The organism is Aliihoeflea sp. 2WW (assembly GCF_000497755.1).
Classification (GTDB): Bacteria; Pseudomonadota; Alphaproteobacteria; order Rhizobiales; family Rhizobiaceae; genus Aliihoeflea.
Genome location: NZ_AYOD01000001.1, coordinates 130,889 through 148,629 on the forward strand (window position 1 = coordinate 130,889; position 17,741 = coordinate 148,629).

At 63.0% G+C, this 17,741-nt stretch carries 11 protein-coding genes, 1 tRNA gene and 1 pseudogene; all 13 read left to right on the forward strand.

Annotation, left to right across the window (positions count from 1 at the left end; translation table 11 throughout):
- Window positions 1-132 precede the first annotated feature (132 nt).
- The 13 genes and pseudogenes from ALII_RS0100620 (at window position 133) to rpoC (ending at window position 17,711) form a co-directional block, all read left to right on the forward strand.
- Window positions 133-1,101 carry a TerC family protein gene (locus tag ALII_RS0100620; RefSeq protein WP_024585406.1) on the forward strand — a complete coding sequence of 323 codons (969 nt, stop codon included), beginning with the start codon at window positions 133-135 and terminating at the stop codon, window positions 1,099-1,101.
- A gap of 226 nt (window positions 1,102-1,327) precedes the next feature.
- Window positions 1,328-3,052 (forward strand): dihydroxy-acid dehydratase, encoded by a 1,725-nt coding sequence (gene ilvD / locus ALII_RS0100625; protein WP_024585407.1) that lies wholly within the window; start codon window positions 1,328-1,330, stop codon window positions 3,050-3,052.
- A complete protein-coding gene (locus ALII_RS0100630) occupies window positions 3,039-3,851 on the forward strand; it encodes a tetratricopeptide repeat protein (protein ID WP_029660117.1) in 813 nt (270 codons plus the stop codon). The genes ilvD and ALII_RS0100630 overlap by 14 nt, the downstream gene beginning before the upstream one ends.
- 150 nt (window positions 3,852-4,001) lie before the next feature.
- Window positions 4,002-5,164, forward strand: a pseudogene (gene tuf, locus ALII_RS20880) (elongation factor Tu).
- 165 nt (window positions 5,165-5,329) lie between these two features.
- Window positions 5,330-5,405 (forward strand) — tRNA-Trp (locus ALII_RS0100640).
- A gap of 258 nt (window positions 5,406-5,663) precedes the next feature.
- On the forward strand, window positions 5,664-5,867 hold the full coding sequence (gene secE / locus ALII_RS0100645; protein WP_024585409.1) for a preprotein translocase subunit SecE: 204 nt from the start codon (window positions 5,664-5,666) through the stop codon (window positions 5,865-5,867).
- 28 nt (window positions 5,868-5,895) lie between these two features.
- Entirely contained in the window at window positions 5,896-6,435 is a 540-nt protein-coding gene (nusG, locus tag ALII_RS0100650; RefSeq protein ID WP_024585410.1) for a transcription termination/antitermination protein NusG, read from the forward strand.
- Window positions 6,436-6,587: 152 nt separating this feature from the next.
- Complete coding sequence (gene rplK, locus ALII_RS0100655) at window positions 6,588-7,016, forward strand: 50S ribosomal protein L11 (protein ID WP_024585411.1); 429 nt, start codon at window positions 6,588-6,590, stop codon at window positions 7,014-7,016.
- Between the two features lie 2 nt (window positions 7,017-7,018).
- Entirely contained in the window at window positions 7,019-7,726 is a 708-nt protein-coding gene (gene rplA, locus ALII_RS0100660; RefSeq protein WP_024585412.1) for a 50S ribosomal protein L1, read from the forward strand.
- Window positions 7,727-8,067: 341 nt separating this feature from the next.
- The gene (rplJ, locus tag ALII_RS0100665) at window positions 8,068-8,586 is read left to right on the forward strand and encodes a 50S ribosomal protein L10 (protein WP_024585413.1); all 519 of its coding nucleotides are present in this window, start codon (window positions 8,068-8,070) and stop codon (window positions 8,584-8,586) included.
- A 60-nt stretch (window positions 8,587-8,646) separates the two neighbouring features.
- Window positions 8,647-9,024 (forward strand): 50S ribosomal protein L7/L12, encoded by a 378-nt coding sequence (gene rplL / locus ALII_RS0100670; RefSeq protein ID WP_024585414.1) that lies wholly within the window; start codon window positions 8,647-8,649, stop codon window positions 9,022-9,024.
- A 200-nt stretch (window positions 9,025-9,224) separates the two neighbouring features.
- On the forward strand, window positions 9,225-13,361 hold the full coding sequence (gene rpoB, locus ALII_RS0100675) for a DNA-directed RNA polymerase subunit beta (RefSeq protein ID WP_024585415.1): 4,137 nt from the start codon (window positions 9,225-9,227) through the stop codon (window positions 13,359-13,361).
- Between the two features lie 150 nt (window positions 13,362-13,511).
- Window positions 13,512-17,711: a DNA-directed RNA polymerase subunit beta' gene (rpoC, locus tag ALII_RS0100680; RefSeq protein ID WP_024585416.1), complete on the forward strand. Its 4,200-nt coding sequence runs from the start codon at window positions 13,512-13,514 to the stop codon at window positions 17,709-17,711.
- Window positions 17,712-17,741: the final 30 nt, after the last annotated feature.

A 17,741-nucleotide genomic window follows, 5' to 3' on the forward strand; every position in this document is an offset into this window, starting at 1 on the left:
GTATGTCGCGCGCACTAGGCGCATTTTCAGCCTCGTCACACGGGCCGGGCCCCTCTGGCAGGCGAGGCGTCGCCTGCGATGTCGGACCGATCGACGACGCGCCGACGCAGCGCTACCCGAAAACCCAAAATCATGTTTGACCACGAGTGGCTCTGGCCCGGATTCCTGGCGTTCGTCGCCTTGGTGCTTTTCTTCGACCTCTTCGTCCTTCATCGCAAGGATCGAGTAATCACAACCCGCGAAGCGTTTCTGACGGTCGCGGGCTATGTCTCGCTGGCGATGCTGTTTGCCGCGAGCATTTTCTATTTCGAGGGCCGGCAGCGCGGCTCCGAGTTCCTGACGGGCTATCTCGTCGAGCAGGCATTGTCGCTCGACAACATCTTCGTCATCGCGCTCATCTTCTCCTACTTCAAGGTCCCGGCCGAGGCGCAGTACCGCGTGCTTTTCTATGGCATCGTCGGTGCCATCGTGATGCGCTTGTCGCTCATCGTGCCGGGCGTCCATCTCGTTGATCAGTTCTGGTGGGTCGGGGCGCTTCTCGGCGTCATCCTGCTTTATTCCGGCTACAAGATGATGATGCATGACGGCGACATGGCAGATCCCGGCAACAGCCGCGTGGTCAAATGGCTGCGGTCCACAGGACGCGTGACCGACGAGTACGAGGGCTCGAAGTTCCTGACGCGCCGCAACGGCGTCCTGTTCATGACGCCGCTGTTCCTGGTGCTCGTGACGGTCGAGGTGACCGATCTCGTCTTCGCGATCGATTCCATCCCGGCCGTGCTGGCGATCTCCAACGACCCGTTCATCGTCTTCTCGTCGAACGTGTTCGCCATCCTCGGCCTGCGTGCTCTGTTCTTCGTACTTTCCGGCATGATGCGCGAGTTCCGCTTCCTCAAGCACGGTCTCTCGCTTGTGCTGATCTTCGTCGGCGCCAAGATGATCATCCAGCACTGGTACAAGCTGCCGTCGGAACTCTCGCTGAGCGTCGTTGCGGCCTTGATCCTGGGTTCAGTTCTGCTGTCCTGGCTGATCAAGGAAGGCGAGGGCGAAGAGACGCCGGAACATCTGGCCGCGGTCGACCGGGCCAAACACGGCGAATAGCGCCAAACGTCGCTAATGAATCGTTATTGAAGCAGATCGCGCCCTTCGTGGCGCGATTTGTGTTTTTGGTGCAACACTCTGGCAACCCGTTCCGGGCTATAGAGATGGCCGAGGAGGCTGCGCCCATTTCCCGCCATAAACCGGGCGCAGGCCAGATGCTGCATTTCCGAGGGCGCGTTCTCGCCCAACGGGAGGAAGCCGCCCGCCCGGGGCGGTCAGGAGCGAAATGGACGCCAAGGCAATCTCCAAGGCCAAGCTGCCCAGCCGACACGTGACCGTCGGTCCCGCACGCGCGCCGCACCGTTCGTTCCTCTATGCGATGGGCCTGTCGCCCGACGAAATCGCGCAGCCGCTGGTCGGCGTCGCCTCGTGCTGGAATGAGGCTGCGCCCTGCAATATCTCGCTGATGCGCCAGGCGCAGGTGGTCAAGAAGGGCGTCGCGGCCGCCAACGGCACGCCGCGCGAGTTCTGCACCATCACCGTCACCGACGGCATCGCGATGGGCCATCAGGGCATGAAGGCATCGCTCGTCTCGCGCGACGTGATCGCCGACTCGGTCGAACTGACGATGCGCGGCCATTGCTATGACGCGCTGGTCGGCCTTGCCGGCTGCGACAAGTCGCTGCCCGGCATGATGATGGCCATGGTGCGGCTCAACGTGCCGTCGATCTTCATCTATGGCGGCTCGATCCTGCCCGGCACGTGGCGCGGCCGCCAGATCACCATCCAGGACGTCTTCGAGGCGGTCGGCCAGCATTCGGTCGGCGCGATCTCGGACGAGGACCTGCTCGAGGTCGAGCAGGCGGCCTGTCCGTCGGCCGGCGCCTGCGGCGCCCAGTTTACCGCCAACACGATGGCCACCGTCGCCGAGGCGATCGGGCTCGCGCTGCCATATTCCTGCGGCGCGCCGGCGCCCTACGAGATGCGCGACCGGTTCAACTACGCCTCCGGCGAAAAGATCATGGAACTGGTCGCCGAGAACATCCGACCGCGCGACATCGTCACGCTGAAGGCGCTGGAGAATGCGGCGGCGGTCGTCTCGGCGACCGGCGGTTCCACCAATGCGGCGCTGCACCTGCCGGCGATCGCGCATGAGGCGGGCATCGCCTTCGATCTCTTCGACGTCGCCCGCATCTTCGAGAAGACGCCCTACATCGCCGATTTGAAGCCCGGCGGCCGCTATGTCGCCAAGGACATGTTCGAGGCCGGCGGCATTCCGCTCCTGATGAAGACCATGCTGGAGCATGGCTACCTGCATGGCGACTGCATGACGGTGACCGGCCGTACTGTTGCCGAAAACATGGAGCATGTTCGCTGGAACGACGCGCAGGACGTGGTGCGCCCGGCCAACAGGCCGATCACCGCGACCGGGGGCGTCGTCGGCCTGAAGGGCAATCTGGCTCCCGACGGCGCGATCGTGAAGGTGGCCGGCATGAGCAATCTCAAATTCACGGGTCCGGCGCGCTGCTTCGATTCGGAAGAAGAATGCTTTGCGGCCGTCACCGACCGGACTTATCGCGAAGGCGAGGTTCTGGTCATCCGCTATGAGGGTCCGAAGGGCGGCCCGGGCATGCGCGAGATGCTGTCGACGACTGCCGCGCTCTACGGGCAGGGGATGGGCGACAAGGTCGCGCTGATCACCGACGGCCGATTTTCGGGTGCGACGCGCGGCTTTTGCATCGGCCATGTCGGTCCCGAAGCTGCGGTCGGCGGCCCGATCGGGCTTCTGCGCGATGGCGACATGATCACGATCGACGCCATGACGGGGGAATTGTCGGTGGCGCTGGGCGACGACGAACTCGCCGATCGCCGCAAGGACTGGACATCGCGCCAGACGGATTATCAGTCCGGCGTGATCTGGAAATATGCGCAGACCGTCGGGTCGGCGCGCGAGGGAGCCGTCACCCATCCGGGCGGCGCCAGAGAAACGCATTGCTATGCTGATATCTGATTTGGTCAGGGCCGGGCTGGTTGCCGTATCGCTTGCCGGAAGCATTCTCGGCAGCGTGACGACGGCGTTCGCGCTCGACGAGCAGGTCCTGGCCGAGCAGGGCGCCGGCGAAAAGCGCAGCCCCTGGGCCGTATTCCGCTTCGGCTTTTCCGCCTACAAGAATGGCGACAAGGACGAAGCCGCCGAGGCTTACCGCTATGCGGCCGAGAACGGCCAGTTGGGCGCCCAGTGGAAACTCGCCCGCATGTATGCGCAGGGCGACGGCGTCACCCAGAACGACTATGAGGCGTTCCGCTTCTACCAGGAGATCGTCCAGCAGGAGGTCGAGCCCGGCAGCCCCGACGATTCGTATGTCGCCGACGCGCTCGTCGCGCTGGCCGGTTATCTGAAGCGTGGCATTCCCGACTCGCCGGTCACGGCCAATCCGGTCGCGGCGCAGGAATACTACATGCGTGCGGCTGCAAGCTACCGCCATCCGGATGCGCAATACGAGATCGGCCGCATGTTCCTGGGCGGGGAGGGGTTCAAGCCCAACGTCCAGCAGGCAGCGCGCTGGCTGCAGCTTGCTGCGGAAAAGGGCCATGCCGGCGCCGAGGCGACGCTCGGCAATCTCCTGTTCCAGAGCGGTCGCGTCGTGCGCGGCCTTGCGATGATGACGGCGGCGCTGCATCGCGCCTCGCCCGCCGATCAGATCTGGATTCGCAACATGCAGGAAGAGGCTTTCGCGCTGGCGCCCGAAGCCGACCGCCGCACTGCCATCGCCCTTGCCGAAGACATACTGGCGCAGGGCACGAACTGACCCTATCTGACCGGCTTCACATCGGGGCGCGATGGCCAGCCCGGCCATTGCCGAGGCAACAAAGCACTTGTGTTTTGATCCTGCACTCGCTAATCGCCCCGCATCCTTTTAACCCAAACCGCACACATCGCGCCCAAGGGAAGACTGATTATGGCGAAAGGTAAATTCGAGCGTAACAAGCCGCATGTGAACATTGGCACGATCGGCCACGTCGATCACGGCAAGACGTCGCTGACGGCGGCGATCACGAAGTTCTTCGGCGAGTTCAAGGCGTATGACCAGATCGACGCCGCTCCGGAAGAGAAGGCCCGCGGCATCACGATCTCGACGGCGCATGTCGAGTACGAGACGGAAGCCCGCCACTACGCCCACGTCGACTGCCCCGGACACGCCGACTATGTGAAGAACATGATCACCGGCGCGGCGCAGATGGACGGCGCGATCCTGGTGTGCTCGGCCGCCGATGGCCCGATGCCGCAGACCCGCGAGCACATCCTGCTCGCCCGCCAGGTCGGCGTGCCGGCCGTGGTGGTGTTCCTGAACAAGGTCGATCAGGTCGACGACGCCGAGCTGCTCGAGTTGGTCGAGCTCGAGGTTCGCGAGCTGCTGTCGTCCTACGACTTCCCGGGCGACGACATTCCGATCGTCAAGGGTTCGGCGCTGGCCGCTCTCGAAGACTCCAACAAGGAGATCGGCGAGGACGCGATCCGCAAGCTGANGCCTACATCCCGACGCCGGAGCGTCCGATCGACCAGCCGTTCCTGATGCCGATCGAGGACGTGTTCTCGATCTCGGGCCGCGGCACGGTGGTGACCGGCCGCGTCGAGCGCGGCATCGTCAAGGTTGGCGAGGAAGTCGAGATCGTCGGCATCCGCGACACCAAGAAGACGACGGTGACGGGCGTCGAGATGTTCCGCAAGCTGCTCGACCAGGGCCAGGCCGGCGACAACATCGGCGCGCTGATCCGCGGCGTCGATCGTGAAGGCGTCGAGCGCGGTCAGGTTCTGTGCAAGCCGGGTTCGGTGAAGCCGCACAAGAAGTTCGTGGCCGAAGCCTACATCCTGACGAAGGAAGAGGGTGGCCGTCACACGCCGTTCTTCACCAACTACCGTCCGCAGTTCTACTTCCGCACGACGGACGTGACGGGCATCGTGACGCTGCCGGAAGGCACCGAGATGGTGATGCCGGGCGACAACATCACGGTCGACGTCGAACTGATCGTCCCGATCGCGATGGAAGAGAAGCTGCGCTTCGCCATCCGCGAAGGCGGCCGCACGGTTGGTGCAGGGATCGTTGCCTCGATCACCGAGTAATCGGCGCACGAGCTTTTGACAATTGATGCGGGCGGCCTTCGGGCCGCCCGTTTTCGTTTGGCGGATTGACGTTGCGTTGCCCGAATCGGATGGGATAAAATGCGCTGCACGCTGCATCCGATGCTTGAAATGCGCGGGCAGTTGTGGGAGAAGCCACCCACCTGAAGGGGTATAGCTCAGTTGGTAGAGCGGCGGTCTCCAAAACCGCAGGTCGCGGGTTCAAGCCCTGCTGCCCCTGCCAGGTTCTCCCAAGCCAAATCGAACAAAGCGCTTGCATCGGCGCGGAATCGAATCTATCTACAGCCCACGAACACGCGGTGCGTGGAGCCGGCGAGCGGCTTTACGCGCCCGAATTGCATGGACAAAGCATTTCTTTGATTCGTTGCGAGGTTCCCAGATTTGGCTGGCGCGCGCTGGTGTGTCGGCAGGACTGTTCGAGATAAATGGGAAGGGCGTGGCCTCGGCCGCGCACCGGACCTGACAAGAAAATGAGCGGCAGATGGCGTCCAAGACCACCAATCCATTCACCTTTCTCCAGCAGGTGCGGACGGAAACGTCCAAGGTGACGTGGCCCTCGCGGCGCGAGACCCTGATCTCGACGATCATGGTCCTGGTGTTTGCCCTCATCGCATCGATCTTCTTTTTCGTCGCCGACCAGGTGATGGCGTGGGGCATCGAGTTGATCCTCGGGATCGCTCGCTAAGACCTGCCAATACGGAGAGCCATTCAGAATGACTGCGCGGTGGTACATCGTCCACGCTTACTCGAATTTCGAGAAGAAGGTCGCCGAGGATATCGAGCACAAGGCCAAGCAGAAGGGCTTGTCTGACAAGATCGAGCAGATCGTCGTTCCGACCGAAAAGGTCGTCGAAATCCGTCGCGGCAAGAAGGTCGATGCCGAGCGCAAGTTCTTCCCCGGTTACGTGCTGATGAAGGCACAGTTGACCGATGCGGTGATCAGCCTCGTCAAGAACACGCCGCGCGTGACCGGCTTCCTCGGCGAGGACCGCACGACGGCCAAGCCGGTTCCGATTTCCGAGGCGGAGGCGAACCGCATCCTGCACCAGGTGCAGGAAGGCGTCGAGCGCCCGAAACCGTCGGTGACCTTCGAGATCGGCGAAGCGGTGCGCGTCTCGGACGGCCCGTTCGCATCGTTCAACGGAACGGTGCAGGAAGTCGAAGAGGAGCGTTCGCGCCTCAAGGTGGAAGTTTCGATCTTCGGGCGCGCCGTGCCCGTCGATCTGGAATTCGGTCAGGTCGAAAAGGTCTGACGGAAGCGGGCCGGTTTCGGTCCGAGTAGGTGGCTGGCGCGAGCGCCGGTCATCGGGTGGAAGGTGAGGCGGCCTGGCCGGCCGTTCATATCCGCACCACCGAGCTGCAAAACCGCCGGCATGCCGGCATAACGACAAAAGGCAGATGAGATATGGCTAAGAAGATTGCAGGCCAGCTCAAGCTTCAGGTCCCCGCCGGGTCCGCGACGCCGTCGCCCCCGATCGGTCCTGCGCTTGGTCAGCGCGGCATCAACATCATGGAGTTCTGCAAGGCGTTCAACGCGCAGAGCCAGGAGATGGAGAAGGGTTCGCCCATCCCCGTCGTGATCACCTATTACCAGGACAAGTCCTTCACCTTCGCGATGAAGACGCCGCCGGTGTCGTACTTCCTGAAGAAGGCCGTGAACCTGAAGTCGGGCTCCAAAGAGCCGGGCAAGTCGGTGGCCGGCAAGATTTCGCGCGACAAGGTCCGCGAGATCGCCGAAGCCAAGATGAAGGATCTCAACGCCAACGACGTTGATGCTGCAATGCGCATGGTCGAGGGCTCCGCCCGTTCCATGGGCCTGGAAGTGGTGGGCTGATCATGGCGATTAAAGCAGGAAAGCGCATCACCAAGGCGCGTGAAGGCATCGACGTCGACAAGCAGTACGGCCTTTCGGAAGCCATCGGCCTTCTGAAGGACCGCGCGACCGCCAAGTTCGACGAGACGATCGAAGTCGCGATGAATCTCGGCGTCGACCCGCGCCACGCCGACCAGATGGTCCGCGGCGTCGTCAACCTGCCGAACGGCACGGGCCGTACGGTTCGCGTTGCCGTTTTCGCGCGTGGTGACAAGGCTGACGAAGCCAAGGCCGCCGGCGCCGACATCGTCGGTGCGGAAGACCTGGTCGAGACCGTCCAGAAGGGCGAGATCAACTTCGACCGCTGCATCGCCACCCCGGACATGATGCCGCTCGTCGGCCGTCTCGGCAAGGTTCTCGGTCCGCGCGGCATGATGCCGAACCCGAAGGTCGGCACAGTGACCCCGGACGTCGCTGCGGCCGTCAAGGCCTCCAAGGGCGGCGCCGTCGAGTTCCGCGTCGAAAAGGCCGGCATCGTTCACGCCGGCGTCGGCAAGGCTTCCTTCGACGCCAAGGCGCTCGAAGAGAACGTCCGCGCCTTCGCCGATGCGGTGATCAAGGCGAAGCCGACGGGTGCCAAGGGCAACTACGTCAAGAAGGTCGCGCTGTCGTCGACCATGGGTCCGGGCCTCAAGCTCGACCCGTCGAGCGTGACGGCACCGTCCGCATAATCGGCTGGCTTGCCAGCCCAAGAAATTCCGGGCCTCACGGGGCCCGGATCTCCGGGATCACAAGTCCCGGAAATCCTGTCCGAGATTGCAGACGGCTTTTCGAAAGAGAAGCCTTAATTCGCAAGGGTCTGCATGAGACGGGTGAGAGGCTTTTTTACGGGCGTCAGCCCATGGAAAAGGTTCGAACCGTGTGTGCCTTTTGTCTGACAAGCCGGCTTCGGCCGGTCTGGAGAAAAGGGGGCAGGATCCTCGAACGTCGTTCGGGCGATCCTTTCGAGGAAGGCCCGATCGGCAAAGGCAACCCGGCAATCGCTTCGGCGGTTGCCAATTGGAGATAGGCAGTGGAAAGAGCGGAAAAGCGCGAATTCGTCACAAGCCTGAACGACGTGTTTGCTAGCACGGGTTCAGTCGTTGTGGCCCACTATGCCGGGCTCACCGTTGCGCAGATGAACGATCTTCGTTCCAAGATGCGTGAAGCCGGTGGCACGGTAAAGGTCGCGAAGAACCGTCTTGCCAAGATCGCTCTTCAGGGTACGCCGTCCGAAAACATTCAGGATCTGTTCAAGGGACAGACCCTGATCGCGTATTCGGACGATCCGGTTGTGGCCCCCAAGGTCGCGTCCGACTTCGCCAAGACGAATGACAAGCTTGTCATCATCGGCGGAGCCATGGGCGAGACCGCGCTCGACGCCGACAGGGTGAAGGCTCTTGCCTCGCTTCCGTCGCTCGACGAGCTCCGGGCCAAGATTGTCGGGATGGTTCAGACCCCGGCAACCCGGATTGCACAGGTCGTCAACGCACCGGCGGGTCAGCTCGCCCGGGTGTTCGGCGCCTACGCCCGGAAGGACGAGAACGCTTAAGGCTGTTCTTCGCTGTCAAATATCCAACACACATTCGAACTCAATCAAGGAACTGAAAAAATGGCTGATCTCGCAAAGATCGTTGAAGACCTGTCGAGCCTGACCGTCCTCGAGGCGGCTGAGCTGTCGAAGATGCTCGAAGAGAAGTGGGGCGTTTCCGCCGCTGCTCCGGTTGCCGTCGCTGCTGCCGGTGGTGCCGGCGCTGCTGCCGCCGCTGAAGAAGAGAAGACCGAGTTCGACGTCATCCTGACGGATGCCGGCGCGCAGAAGATCAACGTCATCAAGGAAGTCCGTGCGATCACGGGTCTCGGCCTCAAGGAAGCCAAGGACCTCGTCGAAGGCGCGCCGAAGGCCGTCAAGGAAGCCGTCTCCAAGGACGAAGCTGCCAAGCTCAAGGCGCAGCTCGAAGGCGCCGGCGCCAAGGTCGACGTGAAGTAAGACCCGTCGTGGGTTCTGTCGGTGGGCGGCACCAGCCGCCCACCGGTCCCACCGGGAAAAGTGGAATTTGAAAACCTCTTTCCTGTGGGCCGGAAACGGCTTTCAGGAAACGGGTTTTTGCCCGTTTTTGATGGATACCCGCCGACATTCTTCCGGCGGTGCGTGGTTGGCAGATTGCCAAGAGGCAGCAAGGAGCGACGATGGCCCAGACCCAGACGTTCAACGGTCGCAGGCGCGTACGCAAGTTCTTCGGAAATATTCCGGAAGTTGCGGAGATGCCGAACCTCATCGAGGTTCAGAAAGCATCCTATGATCAGTTCCTCATGGTGGCGGAGCCCAAGGGCGGCCGTCCGGACGAGGGACTGCAGGCGGTTTTCAAGTCGGTGTTCCCGATTCAGGACTTCGCCGGCACCGCGATGCTGGAATTCGTCAAGTATGAGTTCGAGGCCCCCAAATTCGACGTCGATGAATGCCGGCAGCGCGACCTGACCTTCGCTGCGCCGCTGAAGGTGACGTTGCGCCTGATCGTGTTCGATGTCGACGAGGATACCGGCGCACGCTCGATCAAGGACATCAAGGAGCAGGACGTCTACATGGGCGACATGCCGCTCATGACGTCCAACGGCACCTTCATCGTCAACGGCACCGAGCGCGTCATCGTCTCGCAGATGCACCGCTCGCCGGGCGTCTTCTTCGATCACGACAAGGGCAAGTCGCATTCGTCGGGCAAGCTTTTGTTCGCCGCCCGCGTCATTCCCTATCGCGGTTCGTGGCTCGACATCGAGTTCGACTCGAAGGACGTCGTGCATGCGCGCATCGACCGCCGCCGCAAGATCCCGGCGACGTCGCTCCTGATGGCGCTCGGCATGGACGGCGAGGAAATCCTCTCGACCTTCTACAACAAGCTCGTCTTCGAGCGGGCCGCCGATCACTGGCGCATCCCGTTTTCTGCCGATCGCTTCCGCGGCATGAAGGCCGTCACCGACCTGGTCGACGCCGACACCGGCGAGATCGTCGTCGAGGCTGGCAAGAAGATCACGGCCCGTCAGGCCAAGCAGCTTGCCGAAAAGGGCCTCAAGGCCATCAAGGCGACCGAGGACGACCTGTTCGGCTCGTATCTGGCCGAGGACATCGTCAATTCCGAAACCGGCGAGATCTATCTCGAGGCCGGCGACGAGATCGACGAGAAGACCCTCAAGGTTCTGATCGAGGCCGGCCACGAGGAAATCAGCGTTCTCGACATCGACCACGTCAATGTCGGCGCCTACATCCGCAACACGCTCGCCGTCGACAAGAACGAGAGCCGCCAGGACGCGCTGTTCGACATCTATCGCGTCATGCGTCCGGGCGAGCCGCCCACCATCGACACCGCCGAGGCGATGTTCAACTCGCTGTTCTTCGATTCCGAGCGTTACGACCTTTCGGCCGTCGGTCGCGTCAAGATGAACATGCGTCTGGAACTCGACGCTGCAGACACCGTGCGCGTCCTGCGCAAGGAAGACATCCTGGCGGTCGTCAAGACGCTGGTGGAACTGCGCGACGGCAAGGGCGAGATCGACGACATCGACAATCTCGGCAATCGCCGCGTGCGTTCGGTCGGCGAACTCATGGAGAACCAGTACCGCGTCGGCCTGCTTCGCATGGAGCGCGCGATCAAGGAGCGCATGTCGTCGATCGAGATCGACACCGTCATGCCGCAGGATTTGATCAACGCGAAGCCGGCGGCCGCCGCCGTGCGCGAGTTCTTCGGTTCCTCGCAGCTCTCGCAGTTCATGGATCAAACCAACCCGCTTTCCGAGATCACGCACAAGCGCCGTCTCTCGGCGCTCGGGCCCGGTGGTCTGACGCGTGAGCGTGCTGGCTTCGAGGTGCGCGACGTGCACCCGACGCATTACGGCCGCATCTGCCCGATCGAGACGCCGGAAGGCCCGAATATCGGTCTGATCAACTCGCTCGCGACCTTCGCCCGGGTCAACAAGTACGGCTTCATCGAGAGCCCGTACCGCAAGATCAAGGACGGCAAGGTCACGCTCGACGTGGTCTATCTGTCGGCGATGGAAGAGGCCAAGCACTACGTCGCTCAGGCGAATGCCGAGCTCGACGAGCATGGTCAGTTCACGGACGAGTTCGTCATCTGCCGCCACGCCGGCGAAGTGATGATGGCCCCGCGCGAGAACGTCGATCTGATGGACGTGTCGCCGAAGCAGCTCGTTTCGGTCGCCGCGGCGCTGATCCCGTTCCTCGAGAACGACGACGCCAACCGCGCGCTGATGGGCTCGAACATGCAGCGTCAGGCCGTGCCGCTGGTGCGCGCCGAAGCGCCGTTCGTCGGCACCGGCATGGAGCCGATCGTCGCTCGTGACTCGGGCGCTGCCATCGGCGCACGCCGTGGCGGCGTTGTCGACCAGGTCGACGCGACGCGTATCGTCATCCGCGCGACGGAAGATCTCGATCCGGGCAAGTCCGGCGTCGATATCTACCGCCTGATGAAGTTCCAGCGTTCGAACCAGTCGACCTGCATCAACCAGCGTCCGCTGGTGAAGGTGGGCGACAAGGTCAACAAGGGCGACATCCTGGCCGACGGGCCGTCGACGGATCTCGGCGATCTCGCGCTCGGCCGCAACGTGCTCGTCGCGTTCATGCCCTGGAACGGCTACAACTACGAGGACTCGATCCTGCTCTCCGAGCGCATCGTGGCCGACGACGTCTTCACCTCGATCCACATCGAGGAGTTCGAGGTCATGGCGCGCGACACCAAACTCGGGCCGGAAGAAATCACGCGCGACATTCCGAACGTTTCGGAAGAGGCGCTGAAGAACCTGGACGAAGCCGGCATCACCTATATCGGTGCCGAGGTTCAGCCGGGCGACATTCTGGTCGGCAAGATCACGCCGAAGGGCGAAAGCCCGATGACGCCGGAGGAAAAGCTCCTGCGCGCCATCTTCGGCGAAAAGGCCTCGGACGTCCGCGACACCTCCATGCGCATGCCGCCCGGAGCGTTCGGCACGGTCGTCGAAGTGCGTGTCTTCAATCGCCACGGCGTTGAGAAGGACGAGCGCGCGATGGCTATCGAGCGCGAAGAGATCGAGACGCTCGCAAAGGATCGCGACGACGAGCAGGCCATCCTCGACCGTAACGTGTACAGCCGTTTGGCCGACATGCTGACGGGACAGGACGTCATCGCGGGCCCGAAGGGCTACAAGAAGGGCGCGGCGCTCAGCCGTGAGACGCTGACCGACTACCCGCGTTCGCAGTGGTGGCAGTTCGCCGTCGGCGACGAGAAGCTGCAGAGCGAGCTCGAAGCCCTGCGCGGCCAGTACGACGAGTCCAAGAAGGCGCTCGAGCAGCGCTTCATGGACAAGGTCGAGAAGGTGCAGCGCGGCGACGAGATGCCGCCCGGCGTCATGAAGATGGTCAAGGTCTTCGTCGCCGTGAAGCGCAAGATGCAGCCCGGCGACAAGATGGCCGGCCGTCACGGCAACAAGGGCGTCGTGTCGCGGATCGTCGCGGTCGAGGACATGCCGTTCCTCGAGGACGGCACCCATGCCGACATCGTGCTCAATCCGTTGGGCGTGCCGTCGCGCATGAATGTCGGGCAGATTCTCGAAACGCATCTCGGCTGGGCCTGTGCCGGCATGGGACGCAAGATCGGTGAGCTGATCGAGGCCTATAACGAGAATGGCGAGATCAAGCATCTGCGTGCCACGATCGAGGACATCATCCCAGCCAACGACCGCAACGAACCGGTCCGCGACTATGATGACGAGTCGATCCTGCGTCTGGCGGACCAGATGAAGCACGGCGTCACCATCGCGACGCCGGTCTTCGACGGCGCCAACGAGGCGGACATCAACGAGCTGCTGACGCAGGCGGGGCTTCATACGAGCGGACAGTCGACCGTCTATGACGGCCGTACGGGCGAGCCGTTCGACCGCAAGGTGACGATGGGCTACATCTACATGCTCAAGCTTCACCACCTGGTCGACGACAAGATCCACGCCCGCTCGATCGGACCCTACTCGCTCGTCACCCAGCAGCCGCTGGGCGGCAAGGCGCAGTTCGGTGGCCAGCGCTTCGGCGAGATGGAGGTCTGGGCGCTCGAGGCTTACGGCGCCGCCTACACGCTGCAGGAAATGCTGACCGTGAAGTCGGACGACGTGGCGGGCCGCACCAAGGTCTACGAGGCCATCGTACGCGGCGACGACACGTTCGAGGCGGGCATTCCCGAGAGCTTCAACGTTCTCGTCAAGGAAATGCGCTCGCTCGGCCTCAACGTCGAACTGGAAAACACCCAGGCCGACCTCGAGCAGCAGCAGTTGCCCGACGCGGCGGAATAAGGATCGGGGCGCCGCAGCGATGCGGCGCCCGTCCTCTCGCCGGTCCGGTGGGGCCGGTGTCCAGATATCGAGATATTCAAACGATCAGGGCGCGTCGCGCCTCATCGTTTTTCCAGGGAAGGGGCGTTTCGCCCCGATAAGGAGAACGGCATGAACCAAGAGGTCATGAATCTTTTCAATCCTCAGGCGCCGGCCCAGACCTTCGATTCCATCCGGATTTCGCTGGCCAGCCCGGACAAGATTCTCTCCTGGTCCTACGGCGAGATCAAGAAGCCGGAAACCATCAACTACCGTACGTTCAAGCCCGAACGCGACGGCCTTTTCTGCGCGCGCATCTTCGGCCCGATCAAGGACTACGAGTGCCTGTGCGGCAAGTACAAGCGCATGAAGTACAAAGGCGTCATCTGCGAGAAGTGCGGCGTCGAGGTCACGCTGTCGCGCGTGCGCCGTGAGCGCATGGGCCACATCGAGCTCGCTGCGCCCGTCGCGCATATCTGGTTCCTGAAGTCGCTGCCGAGCCGCATCGGCACGCTTCTCGACATGACGCTGAAGGACATCGAGCGCGTTCTCTATTTCGAGAACTACATCGTCACCGAGCCGGGCCTGACCGCGCTGAAGGAGCACCAGCTTCTCAGCGAGGAAGACTACATGATGGCCGTCGACGAATATGGCGAGGATTCGTTCACCGCCATGATCGGCGCCGAGGCGATCCACGACCTTCTCGCGTCCATGGACCTCGAGAAGATCGCGGGCGACCTGCGTTCCGAACTCGCGACCACGACGTCGGACCTGAAGCAGAAGAAGCTTCTGAAGCGCCTCAAGGTCGTCGAGAACTTCATGGAATCGGGCAATCGTCCCGAGTGGATGATCATGAAGATCGTTCCCGTCATCCCGCCGGACCTGCGCCCGCTGGTTCCGCTCGATGGCGGCCGTTTCGCGACGTCGGATTTGAACGATCTCTATCGCCGCGTGATCAACCGCAACAACCGCCTGAAGCGCCTGATCGAGCTTCGCGCGCCGGGTATCATCATCCGCAACGAAAAGCGCATGCTGCAGGAGGCCGTCGACGCTCTGTTCGACAATGGCCGCCGCGGCCGCGTCATCACCGGCGCCAACAAGCGTCCGCTGAAGTCGCTGTCGGACATGCTCAAGGGCAAGCAGGGCCGGTTCCGCCAGAACCTGCTCGGCAAGCGTGTCGACTATTCGGGCCGTTCGGTCATCGTGACCGGTCCGGAGCTCAAGCTGCACCAGTGCGGCCTGCCGAAGAAGATGGCGCTCGAACTCTTCAAGCCCTTCATCTACGCCCGTCTCGACGCCAAGGGTTACTCCTCGACCGTCAAGCAGGCGAAGAAGCTGGTCGAGAAGGAGCGTCCGGAAGTCTGGGACATCCTCGACGAGGTCATCCGCGAGCACCCGGTTCTCCTGAACCGCGCGCCGACGCTGCACCGTCTGGGCATCCAGGCCTTCGAGCCGATCCTGATCGAAGGCAAGGCGATCCAGCTTCACCCGCTCGTCTGCACGGCGTTCAATGCCGACTTCGACGGCGACCAGATGGCCGTTCACGTCCCGCTTTCGCTGGAAGCCCAGCTCGAAGCGCGCGTGCTCATGATGTCGACGAACAACATCCTGCACCCGGCCTCGGGCGCACCGATCATCGTGCCGTCGCAGGACATGGTTCTCGGCCTCTACTATCTGTCGATCGTCAACGACAACGAGCCGGGCGAGGGCATGGTCTTCGCCGACATGGGCGAGATGCAGCACGCGCTCGAGACCAAGGCCGTGACGCTTCACGCCAAGATCAAGGGTCGTTTCCGCTCGGTCGACGCCGAAGGCAAGGTCACGTCGAAAATCTACGACACGACGCCGGGCCGCATGCTCATCGGCGAGCTCTTGCCGAAGAACGTCAACGTGCCGTTCGACATCTGCAATCAGGAGATGACCAAGAAGAACATCTCCAAGATGATCGACACCGTCTACCGCCACTGCGGCCAGAAAGAGACGGTCATCTTCTGCGATCGCATCATGGCGCTGGGCTTTGCCCGTGCGTGCATGGCCGGCATTTCCTTCGGCAAGGACGACATGGTCATCCCGGACACCAAGGCCGGGCTGGTCGCGGAGACCGAGGCGCTCGCGAAGGAATACGAGCAGCAGTACAATGACGGCCTGATCACCCAGGGCGAGAAGTACAACAAGGTCGTCGACGCCTGGGCCAAGTGCTCGGAGAAGGTCGCCGACGAAATGATGGGCCGCATCAAGGCGGTCGAGTTCGACGACAACAAGCGGCAGAAGCCGATGAACTCGATCTACATGATGTCGCATTCGGGTGCGCGTGGTTCGCCGACGCAGATGCGTCAGCTCGCCGGCATGCGCGGCCTGATGGCCAAGCCTTCGGGCGAGATCATCGAGACGCCGATCATCTCGAACTTCAAGGAAGGCCTGACCGTTCTGGAGTACTTCAACTCCACCCACGGCGCCCGCAAGGGTCTGGCCGACACCGCCTTGAAGACGGCGAACTCCGGCTACCTCACGCGTCGTCTCGTCGACGTGGCGCAGGACTGCATCGTCAATGCGGTCGATTGCGGCACCGAGAACGGTCTCACCATGCAGCCGATCGTCGATGCCGGCCAGGTCGTCGCATCGCTCGGACAGCGTGTCCTGGGCCGTACGGCGCTGGAGGACATCCTGCACCCGGTCAGCGGCGACGTGCTCGTCAAGGGCGGCACGCTCATCGACGAGCGTGACGTGGACGTGATCGAGAAAGCCGGCATCCAGGCCGTCCGCATCCGTTCGGCGCTCACCTGCGAAGTGCGCACCGGCGTCTGCGCGGTCTGCTACGGCCGTGACCTTGCACGCGGCACGCCCGTCAACCAGGGCGAGGCCGTCGGCGTCATCGCGGCGCAGTCGATCGGCGAGCCGGGCACGCAGCTCACCATGCGTACCTTCCACATGGGCGGTACGGCGCAGGTGGTGGACTCGTCCTTCCTGGAAGCGTCCTACGAAGGCCTGGTCAAGATCCGCAACCGCAACGTGGTGCGCAACTCGGACGGCCACCTGGTCGTCATGGGCCGCAACATGGCTGTCGTCATCTCCGATGAGGCCGGCAAGGAGCGTGCGGTCCACCGCGTCACCTATGGTTCGCGCATCTTCGTGGACGAGGGCGACAAGGTGAAGCGCGGCCAGCGTATCGCCGAGTGGGACCCCTATACCCGCCCGGTCCTGACCGAAGTTGGCGGCAAGGTCGTGTTCGAAGACCTGGTCGACGGCATCTCGGTTCAGGAAACGGCCGACGAGTCGACCGGCATCACCAAGCGTGAGGTCATCGACTGGCGTTCGACGCCGCGTGGCACCGATCTGAAGCCGGCCATCACCGTGATGGACGAAAAGGGCAAGGTGCTGAAGCTGTCGAAGGGCGGCGATGCACGCTTCCTGCTTTCGGTCGAGGCGATCCTTTCGGTCGAGCCGGATGCGACCGTCCAGCCGGGCGACGTGATTGCGCGTGTTCCGATGGAAAGCGCGAAGACCAAGGACATCACCGGCGGTCTGCCGCGTGTTGCCGAACTCTTCGAGGCGCGTCGTCCGAAGGACCACGCCGTCATCGCCGAGATCGACGGTACGGTCCGCTTCGGCCGCGACTACAAGAACAAGCGTCGCATCGTCATCGAGCCGCATGACTCGGAAGTCGAGGCCGTCGAATACCTGATCCCGAAGGGCAAGCCGTTCCATCTCCAAGAAGGCGATTCCATCGAGAAGGGCGACTACATCCTGGACGGCAACCCGGCACCGCACGACATCCTGGCGATCAAGGGCGTGGAGGCTCTGGCTTCCTACCTCGTCAACGAGATCCAGGAAGTCTACCGGTTGCAGGGCGTCGTGATCAACGACAAGCACATCGAGGTGATCGTTCGCCAGATGCTGCAGAAGGTCGAGATTACGGAGCAGGGCGACTCGCAGTACATCCCGGGCGACCACGTCGACTCGATCGAGCTCGACGAGGTCAATGAGCGCCTGATCGAGGAAAAGAAGAAGCCTGCCGCCGGCGACCCCGTGCTGCTCGGCATCACCAAGGCCTCGCTGCAGACGCCGTCCTTCATCTCGGCCGCGTCCTTCCAGGAAACGACCCGCGTCCTCACCGAGGCGGCCGTTGCCGGCAAGATGGACACGCTGCAGGGCCTGAAGGAGAACGTCATCGTCGGTCGTCTGATCCCCGCCGGCACCGGCGGCCAGATGAGCGCGATCCGTCGCATCGCGTCCTCGCGCGACGATCTGATCCTCGACGAGCGCCGCAAGTCGTCGGGTGCCGAGATGGCCAACCCGATGCTGGCGGACATGTCGGACGCGCCTGCCGAGTAAGGCAAGCGACGTCACCTGAAACAAAAGGCC